Origin of the sequence: Chryseobacterium glaciei (assembly GCF_001648155.1) — a bacterium.
GTDB classification, from domain to species: Bacteria; Bacteroidota; Bacteroidia; order Flavobacteriales; family Weeksellaceae; genus Chryseobacterium; species Chryseobacterium glaciei.
This window is the reverse complement of record NZ_CP015199.1, coordinates 4,207,889-4,223,901: the sequence shown is the minus strand read 5'-3', so window position 1 is coordinate 4,223,901 and position 16,013 is coordinate 4,207,889. Positions and strand designations below refer to the sequence as shown.

Here is a 16,013-nt window from a genome sequence, read left to right as displayed (position 1 = left end):
AAGGTTTTAAACCTTGACAAGGCTGATTGAAAACAGATTAAATATTCTCAATCATCCGTGTCGATTTGTGTAAATCTGTGGTCAAAAAACAAAAAAACTGCTTCAAATTGAAACAGTCTTTTGTATTAATAAGTCAAAGTAAGTCCGGCTCCCCAGCCCATTTCGTTATTGTAATTTCCGGAGATTGAGAACCATTTTTGTACAATATATCTCAAACCGGTTGTAAATTCTCCATCAGAATTAAGACTGAAATTTCCTCTTATTCTTCTGGAAATAGGTATATCTTCCCTACTCAGTTCCAATAAAACCTTTCCGTTTTGGTCTATACTGGCATCAGCAGTAACCAACATCGGTAAAAGATATTGAGCACCAACAATAAAAACAGCTTTATTTTTTGAAGCTTTTTGCTGTCCGAACCAGGTTTTTTTCCCGTGAAAATCCATTTCCATTTCCTCTGCCATTTTTCTTTCCATAATCTCATGATTTTTTTGAATCCTGAAACCTGCATAAGGCAATGCCCACTGGAATTTCCCTAGAAATCTTCCAACTTTAAAATTTCCGTCAAAATGATCCATATTCCAATTGGAATGAAATTCATTTAAATTAGCCCATCTTGGTCCGAACATCGTCATGGTTTCTGCATGAATTTTATTGCTTGCAACATCCAGCATTGCCATAGAACTTACCATTCTGTTGTCTTTCATAAAATCTTTCCAAGCCAGTTTTCTATTCGGAAGCTGAGGATTAGGTTTTGAATCTTCATAACTGAAAATCCTTCCCATTCCTGCCATCATGTGATACAAAATATGACAGTGGAAAAACCAGTCACCATCCTGATTTGCTGCAAATTCAATTACATCTGTTTCCATCGGCATGATATCAACCACATTTTTCAATGGCGAATATTCTCCTTTTGAATTGATTAATCTAAAATCATGACCATGCAAGTGCATCGGGTGACGCATCATTGAGTTATTATAGAGCGTAATTCTTAAAATCTCCCCTTTTTTAACTAAGATTTTATCTGTCTCTGTAACGGTTTTATTGTCTAACGTCCAGAGATAATGGTTCATATTACCTTCGAGCGTAAACTTCATTTCTCTTACATTTTCTGTAGGAAGAATGGTCTTTTCAGGTGATTTTAAAATATTGTAAGATAATCTTTTAATGTGTTTTTCTTCCTTCATATTCATTTCTGAATGATTTGAATGATCTTCTTCTTTCTTAGATTCCTTTTCTTTTACCCCCATCATTTCATTCATATGCTTAGCTGTCATTTTTCGCTGACTTTCAGGAAGTTCAGGATACATCACTTCATTCATATCCATCATTTGATTTCCCATCGTCATATTCATCGGCTTCATATTTCCGCTCATTTCCATCATTCCGTTCATCATTTTCATCCCTTCAAAAAGCATTAATCTTGGTAAATTCGGGGCTTCAATTTTTTCACCAGAACCCAGCCAAAGTGAAGCATGGCCAATTCTGTCTTCTGAAGTAGCCCGAAATTCAAAACTTTTATTTTCAGGAATGGTGACTTCAATATCATAAGTTTCGGAAACACCGACAATCAAACGATCTACTTCAACAGGAACAACATCATTTCCATCATTTCCGACAACTTTAAATTTTCCACCTCCAAAATTCAGCCAGAAATAAGTAGAAGAACCTCCATTAGCCACTCTCAGTCTTACTTTATCGCCAGCTTTTAAATTTGAATAATCGGAACTTGGCTGTCCGTTGATGAGAAATTTATCATAATACACATCACTCACGTCCATTGCTTCCATTCTTTTCCATTCGTTCAATGCTTTTGTTCCGAAATTTCCAGATTTTATGGCTTCCCAATAACTTTGAACTGCATTTTTCTTGATGGCGTACCAATCTGTATTGGCCATATGAAGTCTTCTTGCGATTTGCATTGGATCATCATCGCTCCAATCTCCTAATAACACTGGGATTTCTTTAGTATACTGAACTTTTGGTTCACCTTCTCTTTTATTGAAAACTAAAATTCCATTCATTCCGATCTGCTCCTGCAAACCTTGATGCGAATGATACCAATATGTTCCGTTTTGTGAAACTCTAAATTTATATAAATGAGTCTCACCAGGTTGTACAGGTTTTGTCGTAAGATACGGAACACCGTCATGTTCGTTAGGCAAGATTACTCCGTGCCAGTGAAAACCAGTGTTTTCTTTCAACATATTGTGAAGATAAATCTCCGCAGTATCTCCTTCTGTAAAATATAAAGTTGGAGCCTGTAATTTACCGTTTACCGCAATTGCTCTTCGGTTTTTACCTGTAAAATTGACAATCGTATCTTTTACATACAAATCATAGCGAACTGTTTTTCCTCCAAAACTTACTTTCCCATTTTCGGAATTTCTTTTAAACGGTAAGTTTTTATCAGTTTCTGGTTCAGTAATTTCATCCTCATTACGTTCTTTTTCAACCAGATCCATTCCGCATTTTGGGCATGTTCCGGTTTTATTTGAAGTAACTTCAGGATGCATTGGACAAACGTATATTGACTGAGACTGCTGAGATAAAGGTTTAGATAAGATTTTTGTCTCCTTTTTATCTGATTTTTGAACCTCTTTTATTTTTGATTTTACATTTACTTTAGAATCAACTTTTACCTTAACCTTAATTACAGGAAGTTTTTTCTTTGTTTCTACAACTTTTGTTTCTTGATTTAAAATAGGCTTCGCCACGGGTTTTGGAGTAACCGCAGGTTTTATAACAACCGTCTTTTTTACCAACGTCATTTTGCATTTCGGACAGTCTCCAGGTTTTGAAGAAACTACTTCCGGATGCATCGGACAGGTATAATACGTTTTGGTTGTTTGTGCGAAATTGAAAACAGAGAACAAAAATATCAGAAATAGGATTAGCTTTTTCATAATATTTCGAATTTATTGAAGATGTATAGCTTAAATCAAACCTTCAAGTTGTTTTTAATTTAAACTATACAACGCATTATTTTAAAGATAAATACAATATTTATTTTATCTCTGACTTCACACTTCCACAAGTAAGCATAGAGCTTCCGTAGTAAGGATTTACGATTTGTTTTTCATTGCTCAACCAGCTTGCGTCTGCCATTGGGCAATATTGAACAAAGACTGATTTATCTGAAAGTTTAAATTCTTTCGCTAAAGCAATCATGTTATCTGAAAGATTAGAAAATGTCTCTCTTTGCACTGCAATACTTCTGGCATCAGAAATCGCTGTTGCATCTTTTCTAAGGACATTTAAATTCCCTTCAGAAACTACTTTATAATCGATCGCTGAAGCTATTTTAATGAATTCAGAAGCTGCTTTTGAAGTTTTATCGGCATCATCAGAAGCCAGTGCGGCTTTTATCGTAATGTAATTTTGATATAATTTAGAAACCTGAACATCAGATTTTGACTGTGCTGAAATAGAAATAATTGAAAATAAAGAGAATACTGCTGTAATGATATATTTTTTCATTGTTTTAAAATTTAGAATTAATTAATAAAGAATAATTTAATATCGCCTATTGCGACATAACATGTCGTTCGTAATGATTTAAATATCAAACGACTGACGAATTCTAAATTCTAAAATTACAATGATTTATAAAGATGGGAACCGTCCTATTTTCGGGCGGTGCATTGATCTGAATCTGCGTAAATTTTCTAGCCGAAAAAAATCTGTCTACAAAGAAAAACTGCTGAGTTGGAATCTCTGAAATCTGTTTTAAAAAATCAATTTTTAGTAAATCTGATTTCTGAGAATCATCAACTTTTACAACTTTGATCTCCGTTTTGCAACAATCTTTTTTGGTCTTTATACCACATTTACTGCATAAATCATCTGTTTTCTGACTTACAGAAATCATTTCCATCATGCAATAATGTACACTAACAACCGCCCCGGAAGAAAATCCGAAGTAGAAAATAGAAAACAATATGGCAAGAATCTTTTTCATATGCTGTAGCAAAGGTAGAAATAAGTATTGAATGACTGTTATAAAATTCTGTGATGTTGTTATAAAATTCAGGAAACAAAAAAATCTCCTGAAATTATTCAGAAGATTTTTAATTTATTGTGTGATAGATTTTCTTTTTCCCACAGATCACGCTGATTTTCACAGATGATTGTGTTTAATTTTAACCTAAATCCTAAGCCTTAATTCTTATAACCTGATTACTTAATTTTAAATTCAAGTTTTATGTTGAAGAAACGACCTGTCAAACGAACAGGAACTGGATACATTAAATTTGTATTCGCATCCGTAATCCATTGGTTGGCAACGGTATTTCTAATATTAAAGGCATTGAAAACCTGAACTCCCAATGTTAATTCTTCAAAATTACCCCAGAATCCGTATGTTTTCTTGTTGTCTTTTCTGTCAATAAATACTTTAGAAAGTCCGATATCTACTCTTTTATAAGAAGGTAACGTCCTTTGGTAGGTATATGGATCTGTAAGAACCGGTGCACCTGTTGGTAATCCCATTGCGTAGGTTAATGTTAAATTCACACGCATAGAAGGGAATTCCGGCATATAATCCTGATAGAACATCGCAAATCTGAACCTTTGGTCTGTTGGTCTAGGAATATCTCCTTTTCCATCAATATTTTCGTATACTCTGGCATAACTTGCAGATAACCAAGAATCTACTCCCGGAACAAATTCTCCAAATAATCTTGTATCAATTCCGTAAGCATAACCTGTAGCATTATTCTGACCTGAGTAACGAATCCTTACATTATCCATGTAATAAGGAATCAGATTATTCATTTTTTTGTAGTATAATTCTGTCGTTAACTTGAACGGTCTGTTATACATCGTAAATTCATAGTCATTCGCTAAAATAGCCTGAATTGAACGTTGAGATTTTATATTACTATTAAAATTACCATCTAAGTCTTTGATTTCCTTATAGAAAGGCGACTGATAGTAAATCCCTCCCGAAAGCTTGAACAACATGTCACTATCCCAATCTGGCTTAATGGCAAACTGAGCTCTTGGAGAAAAAATTGTTTCTTTATTGAAACTCCAATTTGAAACTCTGGCTCCTGCATTTAAAAAAACCTTGCTTGAACCCCAATAAAATTTCTGAGAATATTGTGCATAAGCAGACATTCTCGTCGGCTCAATATGATTGTTTCCGGAAATATTGTACATCAGTTCCAAATTTCCGGGATTTCTTGGGTCAACGAACGCTTCATGTGGAAGGCTGTATCCTGCAGAATCTACCAATTTCCATTCGTTGGTAAGGTCTTTTAGGTTTTCTTTTTCATATTTAAATCCAACCTCAATATCCGTATTCGGATTAGGTGAAAAACGGGATCTGAATTGGGCTCCATACGTTCTTACAAACAAATCATTTCTGGCATGTTCTATCTGTCCACCCGCATCGTATGAAGTGGTTGGATCACCTGTTACAGGATCAAAAGTCTGTAGAATATATGCAGATTGTATCGTGTAATATTCTTTTTCTCTATTCTGATAAGAAAACGCGTCTAAGGTAAATTTCCACTTGTCTGATGGCTTATAATTCATAGAGAATGTCCCCATCATATTTTTATACTTATCATCTTCTTTACCTGCATACTGCACGTTAAGATTGATAGGCCTCTGTAAAGAACCAAAATCGATACTTTGTTCTTTAGGAATCATTTCATAATCATTCTTAGAGTAATACCCTATGAATGAAAGTGAGAGCTTTTCATTGATATGATAATTAAGATACGTCTGGAAATCAAAATATCTAGGGTTAAAATTGGTGTCCTCTTTTAAAGTATTAAGAACCAAATTCGTATTCCTGTATCTTCCTGAAAATAAAGCGGTTAATTTTTTATTTTTTGAAGCTAAGCCTGCCGTCAATCTTCCTCCAATTAAACTCGCCTCTCCTGAAAGTTCAAACTTTTCAGGTTCACGGTAGTAAATATTTAATGCAGAAGACATTTTATCTCCGTATTTCGGTTCAAAACCTCCGGCAGAGAAATTGACGGTAGAAACCATATCAGGATTAATGATACTTAAACCTTCCTGCTGAGAATTCCTAATTAGGAAAGGTCTGTAAATTTCAATATCATTAATGTAAATAAGGTTTTCATCATAGTTTCCACCACGAACCATATATTGTGAAGAAAGCTCTGTATTGGAGTTTACGGAAGGTAAAGTTTTAATAACACCTTCTATACCTCCGGAAATACTCGCTACATTCTGAGCATCTTTTGCTGAAATTTTTACAGCAGTAAGGTCATTCGTTTTTCCGGTCACTTTTTTCTGGAAAACGATTTCCTCAATATCTGTTGTTCTTGCTGTATCCCTCTTTTTTGTTTGAGAGAATACTAACATGGGAACCATAAGGCTCAGTGGTAAAACTAGTTTTTTCAAAAGAAATGTTTTAAAATTTCAAACGTGAATATATAAATTTTATTTTAACTTATTTAAACTTTATTTAACATTTATTAAAATGATCTTTATATAATATTTTCTAAATTTTGCCTATTAAAACAAAACTTTGAAAACAATTTAGATAAGTATTAATATATTTTTCTTAAAGAATTACAGAATCGCTTCTCTAACTCTGGTTAGCTTTTGTAAAAGATCTTCTAATAAATCAAGTCTCAACATATTGGCTCCGTCTGATAATGCGGTTTCCGGTGTTGGATGAGTTTCGATAAAGATTCCGTCTGCACCTACTGCGATTCCTGCTTTTGCAACAGTTTCGATAAGATCCGGTCTCCCTCCCGTAACTCCAGAACTTTGATTTGGTTGTTGAAGAGAATGCGTAACATCCAGAATAACAGGCGCATATTCTCTCATGGTAGGAATTCCTCTGTAGTCCACGATCAAATCTGTATATCCGAAAGAATTCCCTCTTTCAATGATGGCAACTTTTTGATTATCAGAATCTGTAATTTTCTGAACAGCAAATTTCATAGATTCCGGAGAAAGAAACTGTCCTTTTTTCAAAGAAACACATTTTCCCGTTTTTGCTGCAGCGATCAATAAGTCAGTCTGACGTACCAAAAATGCAGGAATCTGCAGAACATCAACATATTGAGCCGCCAAAGCAGCATGTTCATTCTCGTGAATATCTGTCGTTGTAGGAATATTGAAAGTTTCACCCACTTTTTTAAGGATTTCCAAAGATTTTTCTTCTCCAATTGTCGTAAAAGAGTCTACTCTACTTCTGTTGGCTTTTTTGAAGCTTCCTTTGAAAATGTAAGGAATGTTATATTTATTGGTTAATTCAATTACTTTTTCGGCAATTCTTAACGCCATGTCTTCCCCTTCAATAATACAAGGTCCGGCAATAAGGAAAAAGTTTTTGGAATCTTTGTGATGGATATTATCTAAATACTGAATCATTTTATTTTAAATTAAAAGTTCAGTAAAAATACTTATAAAGTTTTAGAATCGGAAATTATTTGATGGTTTTACCATAATCTCTCCTTAGCTAGTTATAATTAAAATTTAAAAACAAGAAAAATTTACTCATTGAGATTTATTTACTCTAAAACAGGAGCATTTTCAATGATCGTTTTTAATGTTTCCGGAATAAATGGTCGTCCTCCTGTTGCGGGAACACATGTACCTGAAAAAACTGCTTTTGTTACCACTTTATTATTCAAAATAATAGATTGCTTAAAGTGCAGTTTAGGAATATTATTTTTGTCGCGGTGTAATTCACATGTTACAGTTATCACATCATCTTTCTTTAATGACCTGAGAAAGTTGATCGTATATTCAGATAAAACCATATTGACGCCATTTTTTGCTTCAGTTTCCAGATTAAAACCTAAAACTTCGTCAATAAAAGAATGCCTACAGTATTCCATATAAAACGGATAATACAATCCATCCATAATTCCCTGTACATCAATATGCTCATCCTTAACCGTGTATTCCTTTGAGTATTTCATAACAAACTATAATTAGCTAACAAATATAATTAAGAGTAAAACTTTAATAAAACATTTAGCTCATCTTTTTAAGAATCTTTTCAAAAGTATTGATATTCCTGCTTGTAAACTGATCTTTCAGGCTTTTTTTGCCTAAAATTTTCCCAAAAGTAGAATCTAATGTATTTCCTTTTGGAACCTGCCAATAAAAAATATTATTTACGATTTCTCCTTTTTCGTCTTCAGTTTTAGCAGAATTTTCAAACTCTTTCATTAAAATATTTTCAACTTTCGGACTTCCTACAAAAGTGTAAATATGTAAGTTTTCATTCTTTTCAAATGGATTGTTGTTCCAAAAAGATTCTGTTTCTTCCTGAGATTTAATAAATAAAAATGCTTCATAGGAAAAATGCTCAGACATTGCTTTTTCAAGGATTTTCTTTAAATCATCCGTTTTTTTATCAGACGAAAAAACAATATTTCCTGAAGCTAAAATTGAACTAATATCTTCCATTCCGGCATCTTTGAAAACCTGACAAACGTCCGCCATTTTCATATTGGTTCCTTTTACATTCACACCCCGAAGAAAAGCACAGTATTTCATAACTTTTAGTTTTTACCAGTAATAATTGCCTATAAGCTGCATTCCGAACGTCTGCAATAAACAAAGAATGTATAATACTTTAAGGGTTCTGTTATTGTTTAATTCTTTCAAAAATAACAGAAAAAACGGTACGATATACAAGCAAGCTCTCGCTGTTTCTCCTGTTCCATAAGCGCCTGTAAGAAACATTACTCCTAAAGCTGTAAGTCCTGTAAATGAAAAAATATTAACCTGTTTATCTGAAAATAATCCTAAATTTTCATTTTTGAAACTAAAAAATAACGCCATATAAGCAAAAGAAAGGAAAATCAGAATCTCTCCAATATCCTCCAATCTTGTGAAGAAATAGACAACAGGCGAATGCAGTAACATAAAACCATTTGGATTTTCAGAATGGCTCGCTTCTCTAAACGTTTCCCAATGATTGCTTCCTGTAACTTCATAACTTCCGTAGAAGAAAGCAACCGTTAAAACGAAACAAATGATTGAACTAAAGAAAACAGAATACTGCTTTTTATACAGTGTCACTAACACTAAAAGTCCTAGAAACGCAAATAAAAACAGCCCTGAGAACGTCAGCATATTGGTAAGAATTAATCCCGAAACACTCATTAAAATTCCTAAAAAGCTCAGTTTATTTTTAATGAAAATCGTAGAAATTCCGCATAAAAATAATAAGGTTGATGTAAGAACTAAAGCATCAATAGAAACCAAAAGATAGATATTTACTGATGGAATTACAGCAAATAATATCAATAAAAATTTCCTTTTTGTTTTATCAAATCTAAAGTTTTTCATTAATAAATTCATTAACGGAAAACTACAAAGTGAGATTACCAGAAATGAAAGGCTTAATCCTAATATACTCCCATTAAAAAGTTCAAGAAAAGCATAGTGAATTAAGGTTGTGTAAGGCGGATGCGTGCGTGTATGCATCTGGAAAGACTCTAAATTATGGTTGAAATTCAACATCCATAATTTCCAATCTGTAATGTTGATGGCATCGGCGTAATACTGTCTTCCTTTAAGGTAGAAAGGCTGTAAAAATGCAATGTCTACATTTCCCTGCCCCATATTTCCAAATACGATTAATAACGCACAGATCATGTATATCACAAAGAAATTGAGCTTTGGATGATATTGGTAAGCCAAGAGACCTGTACCCAAAAATAATAGGCAGAATAAACTGCCTATTATTAGAAATGAGGATGGATAGATTACCGAAAACGGAAATAAAAGATTGTTTCCGGTAAATACCACATATTTATTTATTAAAAATACCGCTACAGCTAAAAATATCCATGTAACGATTGCTATTAAAAAAACAGTAAAGGGAAAATTTGTTTTTTTTAAAATATTCATCATTTTTTCAAAAATTCGTTTTGATTATTGTGTTGCTTTGATAATTGACGTTGTGATCTGCTCTTCTTTTTCTTTTGAATACGTAGAATCAAAAGGCTGCATAACATCAAATAAATATTGATAGAAAGGCGTTATTTTTTGAACATTTTCAGATTCTTTCATCGCTTTTTCTTTACCCATTTGCTGAAGATCTTTCACAAAACCATTGAACTTTTTATCAATCGGTTCAATAGATTTAACCAAGTAATTATAAGCTTTATCTTTCTGTCCGATTTTCACATAAGCGTCCGTAACCCCTGAAACAACTAATGAATATTCCATTGGTTTTGTTCTCATTTGTCTTCTTACAAACTGCTGCTCGTAAGGAGTCAGGCTTAAATAATAATCGTATTCTTCAAAGATTCCTTTCTTAAGAGTTTCTGCTAATTTTAATGCTTTTTGCTCTTGTCCGGCAACGATATATCCGTAAACCATTGAACTTAAAGAACGAGGATCATTGTATTTTTCAGCAGGAATTTCTTTTGCAGCTAAATCTAATAATTCGATCGCTTTTGCTTTTTGTCCGCCTAAAGCTAATGCAGACGCAGCTCTACTTGCTGAACTTCTGTAGCTCATAATGTTAGACGTTGCCGTTTCATCAAAATGAACATTTAAGTTCTTGAAATTACCCCATCTGAAGTTTTTCACTACATTATATAAAGAATTAGCATCTACTCTTCCCATTTCTCCATCCGGAGTCTGTGGCGTATGAATAGGAACTAATCTGTAGCTGAAACCGTCAAACTGAAGATATTCATCAAGATAGAAAATATTTTCGCTGTCGTAAATACCTCCTGAAGAGAAGTTAATCGGTCTTTTCCAATCAAAATTAGCTAAAATATCAAGCATAATTAAGTTGTTTTTGAAAAGTGTATTTCCTTTATAACTAATCATGATCTGATTTGCCGTATTCGGAAGATCAGCCTGATTGATGATTCCGGCTCTTAAAGCGTTGTCTTTATTTACAGGTAAAATGAATTTGTTAACCGGAAGAATGTTATATTTTTCAAATTTTTCTTCTCCGAAATACATTTTTAAAAGTTCGTCTTTTGTTGCAGATTTTTGTTTGATAAAGCTCATTGCCTCCTTCATCGTCATTGAATCCTGAGTAAGATATTTTCTAAATTCTGCAAATTCAGTTGCTGGTGCGCCCTGCTCTTTTAGCATTGAGAAAATTCCCTCCCAATCATCTTTTTTCATCAGATAGATTTGGTCGTTCACGCCATCTCTGTAGTCATCGTGTGTCAATTGACTTGGAATAGCATTCGCGTTGTATGTTTTTCTCTTGATTTGATCGATATTCCAAGGAGTTGAAGCTAAGGTAAAGTTGACCACTTTTACATCATCTCTGAAATTTTCAGTCTCCTGAATTGCCCAAACCGGATACGTATCATTATCTCCGTAAACGAATAAAATATCCTCTTTTGGTAATGATTTTAATACTGAATAAGAATAATCGTAAGCCGTATATCTGTTACTTCTGTCGTGTACATTATAATTCTGGAAGCCCATCATAAAAGGAACTCCCAATAAAACTACTCCTGCAACAATATTTGCAACATTAGATTTTACTTTAGCCTGAAGGAACCATAAAATTGCTCCGGCCCCCATCCCGATCCAGATTGCAAATGCGTAGAATGAACCTACCATTGCGTAATCTCTTTCTCTTGGTTCGAAAGGTTTAACTCCTGTGTAGAAAACAATTCCGACACTTGTTAATATAAATAAAGATAATATTGCGTAAAATCTTCCGAAGTCTCTGTTTAATTGGAAAAAGAATCCTATTAAACCTAAAATTAATGGTAAAAAGAAGAACGCAACTGTACTTTCATTTTTGAATTTTGCAGGCATTGCATCCTGATTTCCTAATCTCGCGTTATCTATCGCAGAAATTCCAGAAATCCAGTTTCCTTTGGTATCTTCATAGCTTCCTTCAAGGTCGTTCTGTCTACCTACAAAGTTCCACATCAGGTATCTTACAAAGTAATATCCGTTCTGGAAAGTGAAGAAATAATCCATATTCTGAGCCAACGAAGGCTTTTGAACATTGATCAAATTATAAGGTTTTACCTTTAAATAATCTGCTGCTGTGATGCTTTTATCTTCATATTTACCTCTCAATTCGTCAAAGATCTGCTTAGCCTGAGGGCTATCTGCAACATCTTCGTTTGCATAATTAAAAGTAAAATCCGGAGCTCCATACATAGAAATGTAATTTGCCATTACATCTTTATCTTCATTAAACATCCTTGGCATTAAACTTACCTGAGACTTACTGAAAACATAATTGAATCTGTCACCAGTTTTTCTGTATGTTCCTGTTTTTTCGTCTTTTTCGTAAATATCTCCGGTTTTAGTCGTCTTGAAACTTCCGTCTTCATTTTTTTCAATTCCGTTCGCATCAAGGAACGCCGTATAGTTTTGACCGTAAATTGTTGGCCAATCTCCGTACTGAACTCTGTTATAATAATCCAACATACCGATCGCCGTATCAGGATCGTTAAGGTTCATTGGAGGGTTTGCATTCGCTCTGATAGGAATTACCATCCAACAAGAAAAACCAATCATCATATAAACTACAGAAAGTGCAGCCGTCTGATAAATATTCTTTTTTGCTCTTCTGGCATATTTAATAATGAAATAGCAGATCGCCACCATCAATATAAACGCAACAATAGTTCCCGAATGGAAAGGAAGTCCTAAACCATTAACAAAGAAAATTTCCAACTTACCAAACATTGACATGATTAACGGGAAGATAATTTTGAAAACAATAATTAAAATTCCTAATGTTATCGCATTAGCCCAAAGGAAATTTTTCCAAGTGAACTTATAATTTCTAGCGTAATATACCAAACAAACTGCAGGAATCGCCAACATACACATCATGTGCACCCCAACAGACATTCCTAAAATAAAGAAAATAAGGATGATCCATCTTTCATTATCAACTGCTTTGTACTCATTTTCCCATTTCGTGATCAACCAGACCAAAAGTGCTGTAAACATTGAAGCCATCGAATAAACTTCCCCTTCCACCGCCGAAAACCAGAATGTATCTGAAAACGTGAAGCATAAAGCTCCTACCATTCCGGCAAACAGGATAGAAATTTCCTGATGTTTCGTAATTTCTTCAAAATCTTTATTCAAGAGTCTTCTCACAAAATGTGTGATCGTCCAGAACAAGAATAGAATCGTTAACGCACTAAACAATGCAGACATTGCATTGATTACAATAGAATAATTTTCACCTTTTCCAAATGCAAAAATGGCTGCCACAGCACCCACTATCTGAAATAAAGCCGCTCCGGGAGCATGCGTTACTTCTAATTTTACTGCAGAAGAAATGTACTCACCACAATCCCAAAAACTAAAATTAGGTTCAATAGTTGACAAGTACGTGAAAAATGCAATGACGAAAATCACCCATCCTAAAATGGTGTTCCATTGCCTAAAAGTCCAATTTTTCATAGTATTAAATCAATTACGCGAAAATAAGGCTTTTATATGATTCTGTATCGATTTTAACAAAATTTAAAAAAAATGGCGCAGTATTTGCGAACATAGTAGAGCTAGATTGCAAAAGAAAGAAAGAATATTTAGTAAACAATGCTTACAAATCAAACAAAAGTTTAGAAATTATTTATTTTTTTGTATTTTTGCGGTCAGATTTTTATTGAAAAATAACAAATAATGAGTAATGTTTACGATAATATCCTTGGCCTAATAGGGAACACGCCTATGGTGAAGCTGAATGCTGTGACGAAAGATATTCCTGCAACCGTTTATGCCAAGTTAGAATCATATAATCCTGGACATTCCACTAAAGATAGAATCGCACTTCATATTATTGATAACGCTGAGAAAAAAGGTTTATTAAAGGAGGATTCTGTAGTGGTTGAAACCACATCAGGAAATACCGGATTTTCTATTGCAATGGTTTGCATCATCAAAGGATACAAATGTATCCTTGCGGTAAGTGACAAAACCAAGCCTGAAAAAATTGCTTATCTTAAAGCACTTGGAGCTATTGTATATATATGTCCTGCGAATGTACCTGCGGATGATCCAAAATCATATTATGAAGTTGCAAAAAGAATTGCTTCAGAAACACCAAATTCAGTTTATATCAATCAGTATTTTAATGAGTTGAATATTGATGCACATTATCAAAGTACTGGACCTGAAATATGGGAGCAAACAGAAGGTAAGATCACTCACCTTTTTGCATGCACTGGAACAGGTGGAACATTATCCGGTTCGGCGAAGTTTTTAAAGGAAAAAAATCCAAACATCAAGATTATTGGTGTTGATGCTGATGGCTCTATTTTAAAAAGCTACCACGAAACAGGAGAGATTCACAAAGAAGACGTTCATCCTTACCAGATCGAAGGAATGGGGAAAAATTTGATCCCATCTGCCCTGCTTTTTGACAAAGTAGACGAATTTGTAAGAGTGAATGATGAAATGTCTGCCTACAGAACCCGTGAAATCGCTTTAAAAGAAGCAATTATGGGAGGTTATACAACAGGAGCAGTAACTCAGGGATTAATACAATATGCACAGTCTCACGAATTTTCTAAAGACGATGTCGTTGTTTTGATTTACCCTGACCATGGTTCAAGATATATCACCAAAGTTTACAGTGATAAATGGATGGCTGAGCAAGGTTTCGTTAATAATTGTGTACACAACTATGATGAAGTTTTCAAGACAGAATTCATTAAATAAGAATAAATAATTTTATACAAATCAAGCCTTTTTTGTAGATTTCAGAAGGCTTTTTTACTTAAATATTAATAAAATGTTAGATATTTTTGATCGTATTAAACAAAATCCAGGTCCATTGGGACAGTTTGCAGATTATGCAGAAGGATATTTTGTTTTCCCAAAATTGGAAGGCCCGATTGGTCCAAGAATGAAATTTCAGGGTAAAGATGTAATTTTCTGGAGTGCCAATGACTATTTAGGTCTTTGCAACCATCCGGAAGTTTTAGAAGCTGATGCAAAAGCTGCTGCAGAATACGGAATGTTTTATCCGATGGGTGCAAGAGCAATGTCTGGTGAAACTCAACAACATCAGCAATTGGAAAAAGAATTGGCAGAATTCACTCAAAAAGAGTCTGCTTATCTTTTAAATTTCGGTTACCAGGGAATGGTTTCTGCAATTGATGCATTGGTTACAAGACATGATGTAATTGTTTATGATGCTGATTCTCACGCTTGTATTGTAGATGGAGTTCGTCTTCACATGGGAAAAAGTTTTACGTTCAAACATAACGATATTGCAAGTTTAGAAAAAAACTTGGCAAGAGCAACCAAAGTAGCTGAAGAAAACGGAGGCGGAATTTTGGTCATCACTGAAGGTGTTTTCGGAATGAGAGGAATGCAGGGTAAACTGAAAGAGATTTGTGATTTAAAATCAAAATTTAATTTCAGATTGTTGGTAGATGATGCACACGGTTTCGGAACTTTGGGTAAAACCGGAGCTGGAGCAGGTGAAGAGCAGGGCTGTCAGGATCAGATCGATGTATATTTCTCAACTTTTGCTAAATCTATGGCTGGTTTTGGAGCATTTCTTTCGGGAGATGAAACGATCATCAGATTCTTAAAATACAATCTTCGTTCTCAGATTTTTGCTAAATCTTTAACAATGCCAATGGTAATCGGAGGTTTGAAAAGATTGGAATTATTGAGAACTCGCCCAGAAATTAAAGATAAATTGTGGGAAAACGTAAATAAACTTCAAAGCGGACTAAAAGAAAGAGGTTTCAACCTTGGAAATACAAACACTTGTGTAACTCCTGTCTTTATTGAAGGAACTACAATTGAAGCAACTCTTTTAGCGAAAGATTTAAGAGAAAATTACGGAGTTTTCACATCAGTTGTTGTATATCCGGTGATTCCAAAAGGAATGATTTTATTAAGATTAATTCCTACAGCTTCACACACAGATTCAGAAATTAATGAAACTTTAGCTGCTTTTGACGGCATCAAAGAAAAATTAAATTCAGGAGCTTACGCAGAAATGGAAAAGCAAATGAACATCGAGTACAAACAAATGTAATTTCGATATCATCATATAAATACAAAAACCACTGATCATTTTCAGT

General features: G+C 34.0%; 11 protein-coding genes. 2 read left to right on the top strand and 9 right to left on the bottom strand.

From position 1 onward, the window contains the following. Positions 1–125: 125 nt before the first annotated feature. The 9 genes from A0O34_RS19035 to A0O34_RS18995 all read right to left on the bottom strand — a co-directional run bounded on the left by A0O34_RS19035 (position 126) and on the right by A0O34_RS18995 (position 13,371). Entirely contained in the window at positions 126–2,906 is a 2,781-nt protein-coding gene (locus A0O34_RS19035) for a multicopper oxidase domain-containing protein (RefSeq protein ID WP_066758319.1), read from the bottom strand. Between the two features lie 100 nt (positions 2,907–3,006). After that, positions 3,007–3,480 (bottom strand): DUF3347 domain-containing protein, encoded by a 474-nt coding sequence (locus A0O34_RS19030; protein ID WP_066758317.1) that lies wholly within the window; start codon positions 3,478–3,480, stop codon positions 3,007–3,009. A gap of 103 nt (positions 3,481–3,583) precedes the next feature. Beyond that, positions 3,584–3,961, bottom strand: coding sequence for an HYC_CC_PP family protein (locus A0O34_RS19025; RefSeq protein WP_066758315.1), 378 nt, complete (start codon positions 3,959–3,961; stop codon positions 3,584–3,586). A 218-nt stretch (positions 3,962–4,179) separates the two neighbouring features. Continuing rightward, entirely contained in the window at positions 4,180–6,381 is a 2,202-nt protein-coding gene (locus A0O34_RS19020; RefSeq protein WP_066758313.1) for a TonB-dependent receptor plug domain-containing protein, read from the bottom strand. Between the two features lie 171 nt (positions 6,382–6,552). Continuing rightward, the gene (gene kdsA, locus A0O34_RS19015) at positions 6,553–7,362 is read right to left on the bottom strand and encodes a 3-deoxy-8-phosphooctulonate synthase (protein ID WP_066758312.1); all 810 of its coding nucleotides are present in this window, start codon (positions 7,360–7,362) and stop codon (positions 6,553–6,555) included. 140 nt (positions 7,363–7,502) lie between these two features. After that, the gene (locus tag A0O34_RS19010) at positions 7,503–7,916 is read right to left on the bottom strand and encodes an acyl-CoA thioesterase (RefSeq protein ID WP_066758311.1); all 414 of its coding nucleotides are present in this window, start codon (positions 7,914–7,916) and stop codon (positions 7,503–7,505) included. Between the two features lie 55 nt (positions 7,917–7,971). After that, positions 7,972–8,499, bottom strand: a complete 528-nt coding sequence (locus A0O34_RS19005; RefSeq protein ID WP_066758309.1) for a DUF1697 domain-containing protein — start codon at positions 8,497–8,499, stop codon at positions 7,972–7,974. 12 nt (positions 8,500–8,511) lie between these two features. Then, positions 8,512–9,864, bottom strand: a complete 1,353-nt coding sequence (locus tag A0O34_RS19000; RefSeq protein ID WP_066758308.1) for a hypothetical protein — start codon at positions 9,862–9,864, stop codon at positions 8,512–8,514. A 21-nt stretch (positions 9,865–9,885) separates the two neighbouring features. Then, positions 9,886–13,371, bottom strand: coding sequence for a glycosyltransferase family 117 protein (locus A0O34_RS18995; RefSeq protein WP_066758307.1), 3,486 nt, complete (start codon positions 13,369–13,371; stop codon positions 9,886–9,888). A gap of 222 nt (positions 13,372–13,593) precedes the next feature. Between A0O34_RS18995 and A0O34_RS18990 the strand changes: the two genes are divergently transcribed. Then, on the top strand, positions 13,594–14,631 hold the full coding sequence (locus A0O34_RS18990; RefSeq protein WP_066758304.1) for a PLP-dependent cysteine synthase family protein: 1,038 nt from the start codon (positions 13,594–13,596) through the stop codon (positions 14,629–14,631). 73 nt (positions 14,632–14,704) lie between these two features. Continuing rightward, positions 14,705–15,967 (top strand): aminotransferase class I/II-fold pyridoxal phosphate-dependent enzyme, encoded by a 1,263-nt coding sequence (locus A0O34_RS18985; protein WP_066758299.1) that lies wholly within the window; start codon positions 14,705–14,707, stop codon positions 15,965–15,967. Positions 15,968–16,013 lie beyond the last annotated feature (46 nt).

Excerpts from the sequence above, each read along its gene's own strand:
- A0O34_RS18995 (WP_066758307.1), bottom strand. The coding sequence starts at position 13,371 with ATGAAAAATTGGACTTTTAGGCAATGGAACACCATTTTAGGATGGGTG.
- A0O34_RS19005 (WP_066758309.1), bottom strand. The coding sequence starts at position 8,499 with ATGAAATACTGTGCTTTTCTTCGGGGTGTGAATGTAAAAGGAACCAAT.
- kdsA (WP_066758312.1), bottom strand. The coding sequence starts at position 7,362 with ATGATTCAGTATTTAGATAATATCCATCACAAAGATTCCAAAAACTTT.
- A0O34_RS19025 (WP_066758315.1), bottom strand. The coding sequence starts at position 3,961 with ATGAAAAAGATTCTTGCCATATTGTTTTCTATTTTCTACTTCGGATTT.
- A0O34_RS18990 (WP_066758304.1), top strand. The coding sequence starts at position 13,594 with ATGAGTAATGTTTACGATAATATCCTTGGCCTAATAGGGAACACGCCT.
- A0O34_RS19010 (WP_066758311.1), bottom strand. The coding sequence starts at position 7,916 with ATGAAATACTCAAAGGAATACACGGTTAAGGATGAGCATATTGATGTA.
- A0O34_RS19035 (WP_066758319.1), bottom strand. The coding sequence starts at position 2,906 with ATGAAAAAGCTAATCCTATTTCTGATATTTTTGTTCTCTGTTTTCAAT.
- A0O34_RS19030 (WP_066758317.1), bottom strand. The coding sequence starts at position 3,480 with ATGAAAAAATATATCATTACAGCAGTATTCTCTTTATTTTCAATTATT.
- A0O34_RS18985 (WP_066758299.1), top strand. The coding sequence starts at position 14,705 with ATGTTAGATATTTTTGATCGTATTAAACAAAATCCAGGTCCATTGGGA.
- A0O34_RS19000 (WP_066758308.1), bottom strand. The coding sequence starts at position 9,864 with ATGATGAATATTTTAAAAAAAACAAATTTTCCCTTTACTGTTTTTTTA.